A 15,506-nucleotide genomic window follows, 5' to 3' on the forward strand; every position below is an offset into this window, starting at 1 on the left:
GCGCTGACCAGCGTTCCAGACCTGCCCGCTCGAGCAACTGCAGCACCGGAGCCAGCCCGGCGTAGGAGATCCCGCGAGGCCGCTCTCGCCCTCCTCGACCTCGTCCAGGCATGCCTACTCTACCCGGATTCTAGAATTTCCTAGCGCTGGCGAAGGTGCAGAAAGTGCACCCAGGCAATGCGCGGATCCGAGAGGAGATGTTCAATATCTTCAGGTAGGGCCGTCATTATAAAAGCCGAAATGCGACCCTCCCTGGCATATGCTTGCATTTTGGAGTACCTCAAGCTGTAGTGCTTGAGGATTAGATCGTCCTCTGGTCGTAGCATGTCTACCCATTTAGAGAAAACGCTGATGGTGGCACGCGATTGCTGGCAACCTCTGACTCCTCTAAGTTCGCACGATTCTCGATCCCAGGCGAGCAATACTGCGGCAGAACTTGATGGTGGTGATATGAAGATAGTGTCAGGCGTGAGCGGCGCGGTCAGAAGATTCGAAACCCCCGCATCAGTGAGAGGGGTTTTGGGTTTCACGAGCACCTGAACCTCGGCGCTTATACGCCTTTCAGACAATGCGGAGATCAGTGATTCAGTGTCCCCGAAAGGCTTGTTGTTGCCGATTAATGCCCTGGAAAGAGTGGCGGACTTGCCAAGGTGCGGATTGGATATTCTCCCTGACGAATGAAATTGGATCGCGCTTTGTATCCAATGCCCAGAGGAGATCCCTTCGGGGCTGCGCGGTTCCAGTAGAATCGGCAGAAAGCCACCCCTGGCCGTAATCGGAGAGTCTTCGAGTAGACCGGCACTTTTCATCTCGAGGAAATCTACTTGATAATCGATCTGTGACACAGCGAAGGCGTTAAGTGCGACGAGCTCGAGACGGTTGCTGGACACAAAGGGACGCCATGGTTCGAACAGAGTCCTATTTATTCCCCAGATCGATATAGCAGCCACTAGTAAAATTGCTGCCGAAGCACGCATTGCTGCTTTTTTGGAGGGTAACCGATTAATTAGCTTCATGTCCCTCTTCTTTCGTTTGGCCGAAAGCGGATGGGAAAGAGTGTCGGCTCTCTCCCATCCGCTTGACTGAATCTCAGTCGAGGCCGGGAGTTATGCAGTTGGAGTACTGATATCTCCCAACGGAGCTGGCGAGCTGGAAATTCAGATTCAATGGGTTACCGCCGGGATTGCGCCAATCTCTCTTGGCGGTTATCCATACAGTGTGCCTGATCGTGGGTGACTTATAGCGCTTGTTGATCTTCTGGCCATTCGGCATGGTTTCCCAGGCTTTGAAGTCCCAGTATGCCTCACTGTCGAGCTGGTGACGGAAATGCCGGATGGTACAGAAGTCTAGTGCGCCCGTTGGGCAGCGACCGGTGACGAGCATGGAATCCGACAGTTTATGATTGCCTGTTTTTCCGCCGGGGGATGGAAAGTATTCCTTGCAGTCTTGACTTGCGCTCGTGGTCGCGGCGAGACCGCCGCCAAGACTCGAGTCGCCGAAACTGCCAGGTGCGATGGCGACCATGCCGGCTACCTCAAAACTGAGACGTGTTGCGGTGTAGCACGCACTGGCAATATATGCGACGTGGGCAGCCTTGTCGAACGCCGTGGCAAAGGTGGATCCCCAGCCCTGTTTGGCGTTCTTTCCTGGATAGAGTTGGACGGTGTTCCGGAAGTTCTCTACTATCCAGAGTTCCTCGTCATCCAGCCCATCCTGTCCGGCGTGGTACATCCAGTCCGAGCTTACTGCGGTTCGGAAATACCAGCCCTTCTTGCCGAGCTGCTGATCAACCTCGCACTGCAGGCCATCCGGGCCGTACAGCGACTTGTCGGTCACTCTGCATGGACCACCCTTCACCAGGCCGCCATCGCAGTCATCGGCTGCTGCGACGCGCGAAGTACCTGGAATTGAGGAGCACGTGCCACCATCGTGCAAGTCTGTGGGGTCTTGTTCGGCTGGAATCGGCGCCTCGATGATGGTCAGACCACCGCACCGGTCGAAGACAAAGATAGAGATTGTGGCTTCGTCTGGGTCAATTTGTCCAGGCTCGTCACTCGACCTCGTGGAGGAGGTGACCGCTCCGGTCGCCGCAGTTTCGTCCCAGAGCCGCTTCACCGTCGCCGTCACCCGAGCCCCTCCGTCTCCGGTTTGCTGAACGACGACGTTTTCTACGATGACTTCAGAGTTGGTTCGTTCTACCTTTCCATCGGACAAGCCGTCATGCTGTCCGACGAGTTCATCGTTGAGCAGGGATATTTGCGCGGTAACTGGTGAGGTTGCTGTTATCCCGGAAGCATCCCAAATCGTCTCGGCTTGGCCCTCCAGCACCTCGTCCTGGGCTGTGTAATATGCCCGAATTCGATCGGTGTAGTCGGGGATGGATGACTCGGAGGCGTCTGCCCTGGCTTTCTGAACCTGCGACTGGCTCTCGAGTACGCATTCGTGTGGTGTGGACGGCGGCTTGGGAACCACCTTTGGAGTGGCCGTCGCAGATTCCCATTCGCTCATCCCAAATGCTGTGCGAGAGCGGACTCGGACTGTGTAATGAGTGTCGTTCGATAGTCCTCCGATAGAAGCAGTAGGAATTTTTACGCCTATTTCTTTGACTGTCGATCCGCTGTCATCGATGACCTCTACGTCGTATCCATCCAGCAGCACAAGGCCGCCGTTGTCCTCCGGTATACCCCAGCTTGCGACGATGCTGCTGTCACCGGGTTGCACTGCGAGGTTCAACACTTTGCTCGGTGGGCGGGCTGGCACATACGTGATTTCCAGCGAGAGTTGTTCTGCAGCGCCTGGAGCACTGAACTCGACCGGCTCCTCGTGGTCCGAGGTAAGCAAATACCAAGTAGAATTGCTATTGGCGACATCTGCCTGGGGTGATGAGATCGGAATATTGAAGGGGGCGACTGTGGTGTCCACATCGCTCGACAGATCGGAGCCCTTTGTGTCGCTCGTCACCGCTTTGGCGAGTGGGGCCGCTGTGATCAGCATATCGGCGGGACATGTGCTAGCACATGACGAGGAGCCCAGTTTGAGCACTGCTTCTGTGAAGGTTACTCCATCTGGGATTTCGTCGAACTTGACGCCGAGCACTGATGCGATTTTGTTCTGCTCCACTCCACCAAATTGCAGCCGGTCGGCATTCTGCAAGGAGCAGGGGGCGCCGTTACAGGCGGTCGGATCGATCTTCGTTGTCTTGATGACAAAGTTGTCCTTGCCCAGCGTCAGCTTCCGCACGTCCTCCACTGGGTCGGGTGACGGTGTGCCGGGAGTGGTGAAGCTGATGGCCTCGGTCTTGGAAGTGCAGATTTCCTCGACGTCTGATCCCTCTGTGGAGGCAGTGATGGTATCGGTTGTGGTTGCACGGACCGTGCTGGCTACAGGTGTAGTGCCACCGAGCGGGGTGTTCATGTCGGTGGTGATCTCGGCGGCGGTCTGTGCTCGGCTGTAGATGCGGACCTCGTCGATGACGCCCTTGAAGTACTCTTCGTCCCAGATGTCGTTGCCGCCGATGTGCAGGAGGCCGGCGTCGTTGGTGATCGAGCCGCTGAGATCTTCCTGGGCGATCTGGGTGCCGTTGCGGTAAAGGCGGGCGGTGGTGCCGTCGTAGGTGACGGCGAGGTGCGCCCAGGTGTTGACGGTCAGGTTGCTGGTGGCTCCGACGGACTCTGGCTCTCCATTGATGGTGAAATAGCCGGTAGGACCGTTTCCGCTGGCGGCGTAGAGGCCGTAGGACAGGTCGAAGACGTTGTCGTTGTCCTTGGCGATGACGGTGCGCCAGCCGTCCACGGTGCTGGGCTTGACCCAAGCTGACAGGGTCAGCTTGTTGCCGAGACGCAGGGAAGGGGCGTCCTCGATGTCCACCCTGCCGTCTGTGCCGTTGAAGGAGAGCGCCTTGCCGTACTTGCCGGTGACCCAAGTGGTGCCGGAGGCGCTGCCGTCGTTGCCCCCGATGGGGTCGGTGATGGTGCCGCCGCTGCCCTCGTTCATGTCGTAAGCGGCCACCAGACCGGACGGAGTAGGAGTCGGAGTAGGCGTGGAAGTCGGAGTCGGCGAGGGTGTGGAAGTCGGTGTTGCCGTGGGAGTGGGGGTGGGGGTGGGGCCAGGGTCGGAGCCGTCGTCTTGTGGGCCGGTGACGCAGGCAACCATCTGCCACTTGTATGTGCGGCCGGCTTGCACGGTGTTGGCCGGAAGTTGGAAGGAGGCGCGTTGGCCGCCGTTGACGGTGCGGCTGCCGAGTGGTGCAGAGCCGACCGGCAGGCCGTTGTTGTCGTACAGGTAGTACTTGGCCGTCACCAGGCCGCCGGAGGGGCGGTTGACCATGCCGGACAGGATCGGATGGGCCGGGTCGGCCATGCCGGTCTCGGTGTCGGAGGGCAGCACCGGTGCGTCCGAGGTGATGCGGTAGGCCGGGCTCTCGTTGCAGGAAGGCCGGGTGAGGCCGCTGCGGCACGCCTTGACCACGAACTTGAAGCTGGCCGGGTTGTCCAGCGTGAACACCTTGTCCAGCGTCTGGCCGGAGGGGATGTTGTTGTGGGTGGTGGTGCCGGGGACGCCGACCAGGGAGCGGATCTCGTCGCCGGTCAGCACTTTCTGGTAGGCGTGCACGTCGTCGACGGCGCCGTCGAGGGTGGCCTCGTCACCGGCGATGACGGTGCCGCGGCCGATCTGGAAGGCGCCGCGGGCGTTCCAGCCGGCGGTGTGGTCGCGTTCGGCGTTGAGTTCGCCGTCGACGTACAGGCGCATCTTGTGGGCGGTCGCGTCGTACTGGGCGGCCAGATGCGTCCAGCGGCCGACGCCGGCCAGTTTCTTCGACCCGATCGGGACCGGGTTGGCGTTGGCGGTGTCGGCGTCGTTGAGGGTGAGGATCCAGCGCTGGTCCAGCTCGGCAGCGTTGGAGGCCAGGTAGCCCAGGCTGAAGCCGGGCTGGTTGGTGCCCATCTGGGAGAATACGGCCTGGTCGCCGGCGCCGCTGTCGAGGCGTACCCAGGCGGTGACGGTATAACTCTGGTTGGTGTTCAGGACCGGTGCGCCGGTGCGGATCTGGCCGCCGGGCGACAGCTTGACCGCTTGGCCGAGCTGGCCGGGGACGCGGCTGTAGGCGCCGCTCAGGTTGGCGGTGAAGCCCTTGCCGGTGGCGTCGGCGGCGGTGGTTCCGGAGGTCTCGTCCAGCTTCCACCAGGCCGCTTCGCCGGTGGGTAGCTGGGCGGCCGGGGGCGCCATGGTGGAGTCGTTGACGGTCACGGTGTAGTCCAGGTTCGTCGCCTCGGGGACGCTGGACTTGTAGGTGACCTTGACGTTGGTGCTGCGGGCGATGGCGTCGTTACCGGACATGGAGTCGATTGACTCGGCGGTGACGGTGGGAATCGCCGGCGGGAGCACCCAGTCCACGCTCAGTTTCGGCACGCGGGAGCCGCCAAACATCTGGGCCCAGAAGTTGTACGACTCGCTGAGGTCCTTGGGTACCGGCAGCTCGGTGCCGAGCCGCAGTTGCAGGCCGTGGTTGGCGGTGCCGGTGGCCCAGGCTTGGACCATCGCGGTCAGGTTCCAGCTCCAGATCGCCCCGTCGGTGCGTACCTGAGTACAGGGGTCGAGAGAGGAGCGTTCGTCGGGGCGGGTGGCCGGCTGGTTCTCCCAGAAGGTCTCTTCCGCTTCCCATTCTTCGGTGATGAGGGAGGCGGTGACCGCCTGCAGGTTGCTGCACGTGGTGGCGTTGCCGCGCAGCGACAGCTGCATGGTGGCCCCGACCACATGGCGGCCGCTGATCGGCGCGGTGTCGAAGGCCAGCAGCGCGCGGGTGGCGGACTCTCTGGTATAGCCACAAGTGGAGGGGGTGGGGCAGCTCCGGGGGTTGGACCGGGACACCTGCCCGGCACCCGTGGCGGAGTTCGGCGACATGACCGACGTCTCCTGCGTCACGGTCAGCGTGGTGGTCGGGTCCACGGTGACCGGATATTGGGTCGCGGGGTCGGCCAGCCACTTGGCGTCCGGCTTCAGCACCAGGACGGTGTCACCGTTGTCGCCCTTGACCACGTCGGTGGCGACCTTGGCTTCCCGTCCCGGCTGCTTGGCGTCGGCCTTGGCCGCGGCGGCGTCCCACATGCGCGGGGCGGGTGCGGAGGCGATCTTCTCGCCCTTGTCCTTGCCCTCGTCGTCGGACAGGGTGAGCGCGCCGGACTTGGTCTTGGCCAGCTTGACGCCCTGGGCCTGCACCGGCAGGCGGAACTCCACCGGCCCGGCAGGCCGCTCGCGCAGCACCACATCATGCCGGAATCCGGTGGGCAGCGCGGTCACCACCAGGTCCGCGGCCGGGCCGGCGACGCCTGCGTATGTGGCGACGTTGCCCTTGATCTGCGGCTTCGGGAGCGCGGTGGGCCAGGACAGGCCGAAGCTGCTGTCGCGTCCCATACGGATGGAGGCGAACGGGCCGGTGCCGCCGGGCGACAGCCGTAGCCCGGCCTTAGCCAGCCGGGGCCTGAGCACGCCGTTCTCTTCGACGAGGGTGGTGTCGATCCACTCCCATGTCTTGCCGCGCCGCAACTGGGCGGGGCCGTTATAGGACTGGGTGGACAGATGGCCGTCCGGATAGGCCCATGTACGCGAGGATTCGGTGTACGCGGCTTCTACTGCGACCGGTTTGTTCTGCTTTTTGGCTTCGGTTTAGCGCTGCTCGGAACAGCGCGTCCGGGTCCTCCGGCTGGGGGAACGTGGTTATCGATGGAGTAACTGGTCCGGTGGGCTCCGGCTCGGCCTGGGCTGACGGGATGGTTCCCGCGACTAGCAACGATGCTGTCACCGTGAGCACCGTTGCGATCGCTAATTGTCCCGAGGTGAGCCAGCGGCGTTTCGATGTGCTTACTAACTTGTTCACTAACACCTCTGAATCGGGGTGAGTATGAGATAGCAAACAAGCTTTACTGGCGGCGCGCTTCATGATCAATGTGATATAGATCACCATAAGTTCTACCTAAAAAACCCGTAACATCAGGAGTCACCTCGGAGGTGTAGCCCTTTTTAGAAGATCCACCGTGCTCAGGGGGCGCTGTACAGGGAGGGCTGCCAGAGGTAACTGAGGTTTGGGTGGGCGCGCGGGGCCGCAATGAGCTTGCCGCAGCGGGGATGGCGGGGCACCTGCAGGTTGCAGGCGTGCTCGTTACCAGAGGGCGGCCCGCCAGGCGGGTGTCCTGGCGGGTCTGCTTGCGACGCAAGGTTTTGTCTATGGCCACCACGGTTGGCGTGTGACACACGCCGAGGCGGTCCCCGAACTTCCTCCTTGAAGTCGCGCATGCTCTGGTTCGGTTTTTTCTCGGCCTATGTGCGTAAGAGAATCTCGTCGAGGTGCCATTCGAGTATCTCGGGGTGGGGCCGGTTCGGGACGTTGATCTCCTGGCCGGCTCGGTGGCAGACCCCCACCTACTACGTCGGGGTGGGTAGGGCGAGCGTGCTCGTCCACTACACGCCGGGTCCCGACGAAGCGGACGGCGTCGACCATGCGCTCGACAGGCATGGCCATGACAGTTGCGGAAAATTGAGCACCAGGTACGCGGTCGTGCCTGACAAGCAAGGCTGACTGGTCACTATGTATCGTGTCTGACGATGGCCACTATAAGAGTGCGGCTCCTGTCCGAATTCAAGAAAGTCCTGTCGGAGGTGGAGTACTTCCCGCTCGATGTGCTGGACTGCCCGGCGATCTCCAAGGCCGGGCAGCCCATGCTCGGCCATGTCGATCCTTACGGGGACACGATGTTCAACCGGGCGCAGATGCGGACGCTGCTGGACGAGATCGACGCTTTGCTGGCCGCGGATGCCCCACTCACGGCGGACCAGCGGCGCTATCTGTCGTTCCTCGGGAGGTTGTGCGTTCTGGGAGACGACGCCCCGCACCGGTACCTGTGGATCTGGGGGGCGTGAAGACGGTTCGACGTGCGATGGGCGGTCGTCCTGAAGTGCGCCGCGACGGTCGCCGTGTCGCTCGCAACCGTGACCTCGGTCAGGTCGTCGGGCACCGCGGCCCGGAACCAGATGGGCGCTCCGTACGCTGTATGCGCGGATTGCCGGGCGATGGGAATCCTGCCCGCCTCGGTAGCGTTACGTATCCGACGCTTTACCTACCGAGGTAGATCTTTGCCGGATATATGGTGATTTGTTTGCATGTGTCCAGGTTTGGTCGGTAGCTTGGTAGGCGTTGGTCAGCGGGTAGCCAGTCTCCCGTTGGCATCGGATCTCCGGAATCTCCGGATCCGCACGCGCTCCACGTAGCGACCGCATTGGCTTAGGCCCGGCTACATCAGTCAAGCGAGCGCAACCTCCGTGTTCCCTAACGAAGGACTTTCCCTTGACCATGTCCGTCCGCACGCGAGCTCTCAGCCTGCTGACCGCCGCCACCCTCGGCGGCCTGTCCATCGGCGCGGCCACCGCGCACGCCGACGCGCAGACCACCGCACCGGTGAGCGCCGCCAAGGCCCAGGCGACCCTGCTCACGGGCTCGACCAAGGCGTCGTACTTCTGGGACGACTCCTCCGGCCGGGCCGGCGACACCGGACTGCCGGCCGCCGGGAAGCCCATGCAGAAGGGTCTGGCCGCCAGCCCGAGCTGGCCGCTCATGACCGAGGGCTACGTGATGTACAAGGGCAAGAAGCTGCCCTTCTTCGTCGGCGACCGCGGTCCCGGCGAGCCCTCCGACCGTGGCGTCATGCTGGACCTCGACGCCAAGACCTTCGCCGAGCTGACCGGCGGCACGTTCAACCCCGACACCCTGGGCGTGGACGGCGTCGACGGCGAGGGCCACATCAAGATCGACTACGTCATCACCAAGTGGGGTGACGGCGTCGGCCGTAAGAGCCAGCCGGTGGCCTTCTCCACCGGCGCCTGGGCCGAGAAGGACACCAGCGTCCGCCCGGTCTCCGTCAAGAACCAGTGACCTGACGGCCGGGCCACGAAGGAGGGCGTCCCCGCGCGGGGGCGCCCTCCTTCGTGTTCGGAGCGTTCAGCGCGTGCGCGGCACCGGCACCTTCGACCAGTCGAGGTCGGAGGCGAGGTAGAAGCTCGGGTAGGCGGGCTGGTTGTAGGCCGTCTGCTGGCGCGCCACCTCCACTCTGTACTGCGGGTCGTGCATCAGCGTGTACAGCTTGCGGTCCGTGACCTCGGTGCTGAGGTAGACGCGCAGGGCCGAGCTGTCGGCCGTGCGCACCAGCAGCTCCTCCCGCCAGTCGCCGAACACGTCGGCCACCAGGCCCGGGTTGCCCTTCGTCCAGTTGTTCGTCAGGGTGCCCTCGGCCGTGAGCAGCGTGCCGCGCCGCCGGTCGTCGATCGTCGGCGTCTGCAGCACGGTCGTGGCGGTGCCGTTGACGAGCTGCGTCGTCATGTCGGCCGCCCACCGGATGCTCATGTTCGTCCCCGGCACGTCGCGGCCCAGGTAGTCGCCGCGGGCCGACCACAGGCCCGCCTGGACGGCCTGGTCGGGAGGCATCGACGACCACGCCTCAAGGCCGCGGAGCGCCGGGTCGACGTCGCCGACCATGCCGCGGCCGGTGTCCACGCCGCTGTAGCCGCCGAACAGCACCCGGCCGGTGGCCGCGTCGCGCATCGCCCATCCGTACGGGGCGCTGCGCCCGCCCTCGTGCACGGTCCAGATCTCCAGGCCGGGACGGTCGGGGTCGAGGTCGCCGACGTGCATCGCGTCGCCGTGGCCGAGGCGTACGGTCTGGCCGGGCACGTTGCTCTGCGGCGGGGCCTCGGCGAAGGACGAGTACAGCACGTCGCCGTCGTCGTCGATGGTGGCGGCGCCGTACACGATCTCCTGCCGGCCGTCGCCGTCCACGTCGGCCGCGCTCATCGAGTGGAAGCCCTGCGTGGTGATGTCGGCGTATTTCGGGTTGGTGCCGGGCTGGCCGTGCGGGGAGGCGTTGAACGGGTTCGCCATCGGCACGTGGCCGCTGTCGGCGTACCAGACCTCCTTGAGCCGCCGGCCGTCCCAGTCGTAGGCGACGAGCGTGGTGCGCGTGTAGTAGCCGCGCGCGAAGACCGCCGACGGGCGCCGGCCGTCGAGGTAGGCGACGGCGGACAGGAACCGGTCCACCCGGTTGGCCGGCTCCACGCGCGCCATCGCGTAGTCGCCCCACATGAGGCCGTCGTCGCCGCGGCCCGGCTTGTACGGGACCGTCTGGAGCTCCTTGCCGGACACGCCGTCGAGCACCGACAGGTACTCGGGGCCGCTGACGACGAACCCGGCGAACTCCCGCAGCCGGTTGTTGGCGCTGCGGCCCGGCGCGTACACGTCCACGAAATGGTTCGCCAGCTCGACGGCGGCCTCGTGGGAGAGCGGGTACGTGTGCGCGGGCGCGATCCCGAACGCCTCCTCCAGCGTCCGCGGCCAGCGCCCGGCGACCACCTCGGGGTGCTCGTGCCACTTCTCGAACATGGCCACGAGGTGGTCGAAGTAGCCGGCGGCGCTCAGCCGGTAGTCGTCGGCATGGGAGCGGCCCGCCTTGACGTCGGCCTTGGGCATGGTGACGTAGCGCTCGGAGACCACCTGGCCGCGGGGGCCGTACCGGATGATCTTCGTGCCGGGGGCGGTCTTGAGCATGAGCTCCGAGCGGCCGTCGCCGTCGAAGTCGTAGACGAGGAACTGCGTGTAGTGGGCGCCGGAGCGGATGTTGACGCCGAGGTCGAGCCGCCAGCGCAGGGTGCCGTCGAGCTCGTACGTGTCCAGATAGGTGTTGCCGGTGTAGCCGCGCTGGGAGACGTCCTTGGAGTTGGACGGGTCCCATTTGACGACGTACTCGTACTGGCCGTCGCCGTCCACGTCGCCGACGCTCACGTCGTTGGCGGAATAGGTGTACGCCTCGCCGGCCGGGGTGACGCCGTCGGCCGGTTTGGTGAGCTTGAGATCAAAAAACGATTTAAGCCACGGTGTGACAACGGCGCCGCGGCCGCCCTCGCGGCCCCTCGTGACCGGGGCCACCTGGTAGCGGGAGGCGGGCGTGCCGGCCGGGTCGAGGTAGTTGGTGCTGTCGGTCACCGTCGCGATCGGCCGGCCGTCGCGGTAGACGCGGAAGTCGGCGCCGGTCATGCCCGCGGCGCCGTGGCCGGTGACCTCGTCGCCCAGCAGTCGCCAGCTCAGGAACACGCCGGTGGAGGTGGAGGCGGCGACCAGGCCGCGGTCCAGGCGTTCGAGGCGCGGTCCCGCGCCCGCGCCGCCGGTCGCGCCCGTTTCGGCGATCGGGGCGGATCCGGCTGCGGCGGCCGCGGCGGGCGGGGGCGCGGTCGCCAGGGTGGTGAGGAGGGCGGCCAGCGCGAGGGTCGCGGCGCGGCGGCGCGCGCGCGGGCCGGTGGGGAGGCTCATCGTGACGGGCTCCTCGGGGTGAGGCCCGCGTGGGGGCGCGGGATTAAATCGATATAATTAATGCGCCCGCGATATTTGTCAAGGATTCATTTACTGCTTATTACGCGCAGTATTTTCGCGAAATTACTGCACCCGTTCGCAGTGGATGTTCTCGCGAACTGGGACGAATGCGGCAAGATGCCGAACATGAACACTGACAAGGTGCTGGATGACGCGGTGCTCGCCGTGCAGCGCGACATCGATGCGACCGGCGTCGGCGGGCGGCTCGGCTTCGATGTCCCGGAATGGGACGACCATGGATATCTGCGCGTCGAGTACAAGGGGCAGTACTCCAGTCAGGGGCTGCTCGCCGGCGAAGAGCATGAACCGGTCGCCGCCCTTGTGCTGATCGCCGATCTCGCCCAGGCGGTGATCGCCGAGCAGGAATGGCGGGCCTGGCCGACCTGCCCGGAACACTCTCTCGGGTTGTATCCGCAACGGGCGGGTGGGGCGGCGCTGTGGAGGTGCAACGGCGGTGGCGGGCACCCGGTGGCCGCGATCGGGGAGCTGAAGCGAGGAGACTGACCGGTCCGGCGCCGGTCGGCTCATTGGGACTTGCAATGCTAAGTTAACATGCTAAGTTAGAGGCTGTGGAACAAAACCTCAGCCTCAACCTGCACGTGCTCGTCGCCCGGCTCGACCGGATGGCCGACCGGATCCTGCGGGCCGAGCACAACATCTCCTACAGCCGCTTCCTCGCGCTGACCCTGGTGGGCGAGCTGGGCTTCTCGACGCAGCGCGCCCTCGCCGACGGCCTGGGCGTGACCGAGCCGTCCGTGAGCCGCATGACCGCCGTCCTCGCCGCCGAAGGGCTGCTCGACGTCCGGCCCGACCCCGCGGGCGGGAACCGCAGGCAGCTCAGCCTCACCGATGAGGGAAAGCGGGTCGTGGCCTCGCTCCGGCAGGAGTTCGAGGACAAGCTGGCCGCCCTGGTCGCGCACAGCGGCGTGCCCTATGCCGAGTTCGCCGAGCACACCGCGCGACTGCTCGCGACGTTGGACCGTACGGAACAGGAGCCCACCAGATGAACCGGACCACCCAGATCACGCGGACGAGCACCGTCTCCTCGGCCGACGGCACGCCGATCAGCTATCAGACCTTAGGCGCCGGGCCGGACCTCATCGTGCTCGGCGGCAACCTGCGGACCTCGCAGGACTACCTGCCGCTGGCCTCCGTGCTGGCCCGCTCCTTCACCGTGCACGTCGTCGACCGGCGGGGACGCGGCGCCAGCGGCCCCCAGGGACCCCGGTACGACCTGGGCAAGGAAGTGGAGGACCTGCTGGCCGTCCAGGAGGAGACCGGCGCGCGGCTGGCGTTCGGCCACAGCTACGGCGGGCTCGTCGTCCTGGAGACCGCGCGGTCGTCCCAGGTGTTCGAGCGCATCGCGGTCTACGAGCCCGGAGTTCCCGTCGCTCCCGTCCCCACGCACTGGATGGCCCCCTACCGGGAGCGGCTGGCGGCGGGCGACCCCTACGGCGCGTTCGCCCATTTCATCCGGGGTTCGGGCGGCGCGCCCGCCTTCATGGCGAAGATGCCGCACTGGTACCTGCGGACCGTGTTGCGGATCGGGTTCCGCGGGCCTAGCTGGCAGCGGATGCGGCCGCTTCTCGAGGCCAACCTGGCCGAGCACGAGCAGCTGGCGGCCCAGCACGGCCGGCTCGCCCTGTTCGCGGACGTCACCGCTCCGGTGCTGCTGCTGTGCGGGGGGCGTACGCGGCCCGCGAGCAGAGCGGAGTTCGGCGTCGTACGCGACACCCTTCCGCACGCCACGCTCGAAAGTGTGCCCGGCCTCGGCCACTTCGGGCCGGAAGGGAAGACGGCCCCGCTCGTGGCCGAGCGCACCCTTCGGTTCCTTCTGCGGTAGCCGACGCGGAAGAAGCCGTCCGGGTCCTTTTGGGGCTCCGGCCGCGTGCTGGTGCGCGCGGGCGATGCTCGGGGATGTCGCGCCGGGGCGAAGGGCCGCCCCGGCCGGTGATGAGTCAGACGGGGTCGATCGCGAGGTCGGTGACCTGGTCGTCCTTGATGCCGAACACGAACGCGAAGGACAGAGGCCCGCCGGGGAACTCACCGTCCCCGGAGGCCACCAGACGGTCGCCCGCGAACGAGGTCGGCGTGATCACGATCTTGGGGTTGATCAGGTGCCCCTGGATCCACTCGCGGATCTCGGCCTCGCCGGCGTAGGTCGTCCCGTCATCGCGCACGGTGGCCCCGTCGCCGAAGACCGCGGCCAGCGCGTTCGCGTCGTGCGCGTTGGTGGCCGCGACGAAGTTCTCGACAGCCTTGGGAAGGGTGAAGTCGTCCATTTCCTCTCCGGTCTTCTCGGGTGACAGGACGCGGGCGCGTCCTGGTACGTCCCTGCGGCACCTCAGCAGCACGATGACGATGCGGGCGGCGACCCGTTACAGGCCGTGCGGCGCGGTGACCAACTCGAGGTGCCGAGCAGGGGGCAAGTCGGGCACCGACGAGGCTCCTCGCGTTCAGGCGACAGGCTCAGAAGTCCGCACCGCGCGAGAGCTTCTCGTTCGCGCGCAGCTCCGCGAGCGCGTTCTCGTGCATCGCGACAACGACGTCGTAGCCGGAGTTGCCGAGCACGATCCGTCGCGGCGGAACGGGTGCGTTCATCGCGCTGATCACGGCCTGCACTCCGCGTTCAGGGTCACCCTCTTGCTTGCCGTCATGTTCCACGAACGCCGCCTTGACGCCCTCGACCATCGGCACGTAGGCGTCGACGGTCTCGTTGACGGGCTCGTTCCGGAAGCCGGCGAAAGCCTTGGTGCGGAACGCTCCCGGCTCCACGACGAGCACGCGCACCCCGAACGGCTCAACTTCGTGGCGCAGTGTCTCCGACAGTCCTTCGAGCGCGAACTTCGCCGCTGAGTAGTAGCCGAACCCCTGTGCGCCGACGAGGCCCGCCACCGACGACATGTTCACGATCCAGCCGTCGCCGCGTGCCCGCATACCGGGCAGGACCGCGCGTATCACCTCGACCACGGCGAACAGGTTGAGGTCGAACGTGCGGCGGATCATCTCGTCGGGGGCCCCCTCCACCGAGCCGAACCAGCCCCGGCCCGCGTTGTTGACGAGCACGTCGATCCCGCCGAACCGCTCCTCCGCCGTCCTGACCGCCGCACGCACCTGCTCGGCATCGGTGACGTCGAGCTGGAGAACCAGCACCCGGTCGCCGTGCGGTTCAGCCCATTCCTGCAGTTCAGAGGGCCGACGTGCGGTCACCACCACCTGATCGCCCTGTTTCAGCGCAGCCTCGGCATAGAAGAGGCCGAACCCTCCGGGTGTCCCGCCAGTGACGAACCAAGTCCTCATGGACTTCTCCTTCCGCTATAGCGGGCAATGTAGCGCTATATAAGCTAATGTAGCAAGCATGCAGAACGCACGGGATCGACTCCTGCTCGCCGCGGCGGAGTTGCTGGAGAGCGGCGGCACGGTGTCCACGAGGGCGGTGTGCGAACGCGCCGGGGTGCAGGCCCCGACGCTGTACCACCACTTCGGCAGCAAGCAGGGCCTGATCGACGCCGTGGTGAACCACGGCTTCACCCAGTACACCGCGGTCGAGAGCTCCGACGACCCACTGCACGACCTGCGCGAGGGCTGGGACAAGCACGTGCGGTTCGGGCTGGAGCACCCGTCGTTCTACGGGCTGCTCTACGGCCGCGCCGAGCCGGGAAAGCCCTGCGCCGTCACCGCTCCCGCGCACGCCGCGTTGCGTGAGCGGTTGACCGCCGCCGCCGCCCGGGGCCTGCTCAAGGTGCCGGCAGACGAAGCCGCCGAACAGGTGCTCGCCGCCAACGTCGGCATCACGCTCACCTTGATCAGCCAGCCGGAGCCGGACTTCAGGCTGTCCGAACGCGTCCGCGAGGCCGCGCTGGCCGGAGTCCTGCACACACCCTCCGCCGACGCCCCCGCGACCCGTGCGAGCGCCGCACTGACGTTGCGTGCGCTGGTCGGCAACGACCCGGGCGACCTCACCCCTGGCGAACGCGCGCTGCTCGGCGAGCTGCTGGACCGCCTGGCCCGCTAGAGCACTGTGAATGGTCAGACAGGCCTTGGCAGGCCCGCTTGACGCCGGAATGACCACGGATTGACATGGATTGAGCGTCGCTCT

At 65.7% G+C, this 15,506-nt stretch carries 11 protein-coding genes; 6 read left to right on the forward strand and 5 right to left on the reverse strand.

The features are described from left to right. Positions 1 to 140: 140 nt before the first annotated feature. Positions 141 to 1,016 (reverse strand): hypothetical protein, encoded by an 876-nt coding sequence (locus ACBR40_RS01540; RefSeq protein WP_371247081.1) that lies wholly within the window; start codon positions 1,014 to 1,016, stop codon positions 141 to 143. A gap of 73 nt (positions 1,017 to 1,089) precedes the next feature. Continuing rightward, entirely contained in the window at positions 1,090 to 6,543 is a 5,454-nt protein-coding gene (locus ACBR40_RS01545) for a LamG-like jellyroll fold domain-containing protein (protein WP_371247082.1), read from the reverse strand. 1,056 nt (positions 6,544 to 7,599) lie between these two features. Between ACBR40_RS01545 and ACBR40_RS01550 the strand changes: the two genes are divergently transcribed. Both ACBR40_RS01550 and ACBR40_RS01555 read left to right on the forward strand, forming a co-directional pair. Continuing rightward, positions 7,600 to 7,914, forward strand: coding sequence for a hypothetical protein (locus ACBR40_RS01550; protein ID WP_371247083.1), 315 nt, complete (start codon positions 7,600 to 7,602; stop codon positions 7,912 to 7,914). A 430-nt stretch (positions 7,915 to 8,344) separates the two neighbouring features. Continuing rightward, positions 8,345 to 8,923, forward strand: coding sequence for a hypothetical protein (locus ACBR40_RS01555; protein WP_344215876.1), 579 nt, complete (start codon positions 8,345 to 8,347; stop codon positions 8,921 to 8,923). A 66-nt stretch (positions 8,924 to 8,989) separates the two neighbouring features. Here the strand turns inward: ACBR40_RS01555 and ACBR40_RS01560 are convergent, their stop codons facing one another. Continuing rightward, complete coding sequence (locus ACBR40_RS01560; RefSeq protein ID WP_371247084.1) at positions 8,990 to 11,347, reverse strand: rhamnogalacturonan lyase; 2,358 nt, start codon at positions 11,345 to 11,347, stop codon at positions 8,990 to 8,992. Positions 11,348 to 11,533: 186 nt separating this feature from the next. Between ACBR40_RS01560 and ACBR40_RS01565 the strand changes: the two genes are divergently transcribed. The 3 genes from ACBR40_RS01565 (at position 11,534) to ACBR40_RS01575 (ending at position 13,250) form a co-directional block, all read left to right on the forward strand. After that, a complete protein-coding gene (locus tag ACBR40_RS01565; RefSeq protein WP_371247085.1) occupies positions 11,534 to 11,911 on the forward strand; it encodes a hypothetical protein in 378 nt (125 codons plus the stop codon). Between the two features lie 65 nt (positions 11,912 to 11,976). After that, the gene (locus ACBR40_RS01570; RefSeq protein WP_344215296.1) at positions 11,977 to 12,414 is read left to right on the forward strand and encodes a MarR family transcriptional regulator; all 438 of its coding nucleotides are present in this window, start codon (positions 11,977 to 11,979) and stop codon (positions 12,412 to 12,414) included. Continuing rightward, entirely contained in the window at positions 12,411 to 13,250 is an 840-nt protein-coding gene (locus tag ACBR40_RS01575; RefSeq protein WP_371247086.1) for an alpha/beta fold hydrolase, read from the forward strand. Before ACBR40_RS01570 ends, ACBR40_RS01575 begins: the two co-directional genes overlap by 4 nt. A gap of 115 nt (positions 13,251 to 13,365) precedes the next feature. Here ACBR40_RS01575 and ACBR40_RS01580 read toward each other — a convergent pair whose 3' ends face one another. Both ACBR40_RS01580 and ACBR40_RS01585 read right to left on the reverse strand, forming a co-directional pair. Beyond that, the gene (locus ACBR40_RS01580) at positions 13,366 to 13,689 is read right to left on the reverse strand and encodes a nuclear transport factor 2 family protein (RefSeq protein ID WP_371247087.1); all 324 of its coding nucleotides are present in this window, start codon (positions 13,687 to 13,689) and stop codon (positions 13,366 to 13,368) included. Positions 13,690 to 13,876: 187 nt separating this feature from the next. Continuing rightward, positions 13,877 to 14,707, reverse strand: a complete 831-nt coding sequence (locus tag ACBR40_RS01585) for an SDR family NAD(P)-dependent oxidoreductase (protein WP_371247088.1) — start codon at positions 14,705 to 14,707, stop codon at positions 13,877 to 13,879. 58 nt (positions 14,708 to 14,765) lie between these two features. Between ACBR40_RS01585 and ACBR40_RS01590 the strand changes: the two genes are divergently transcribed. Next, a complete protein-coding gene (locus ACBR40_RS01590) occupies positions 14,766 to 15,422 on the forward strand; it encodes a TetR/AcrR family transcriptional regulator (protein ID WP_371247089.1) in 657 nt (218 codons plus the stop codon). Positions 15,423 to 15,506 lie beyond the last annotated feature (84 nt).

Source organism: Nonomuraea sp. AD125B (assembly GCF_041402765.1).
Taxonomy (GTDB): Bacteria; Actinomycetota; Actinomycetes; order Streptosporangiales; family Streptosporangiaceae; genus Nonomuraea; species Nonomuraea bangladeshensis.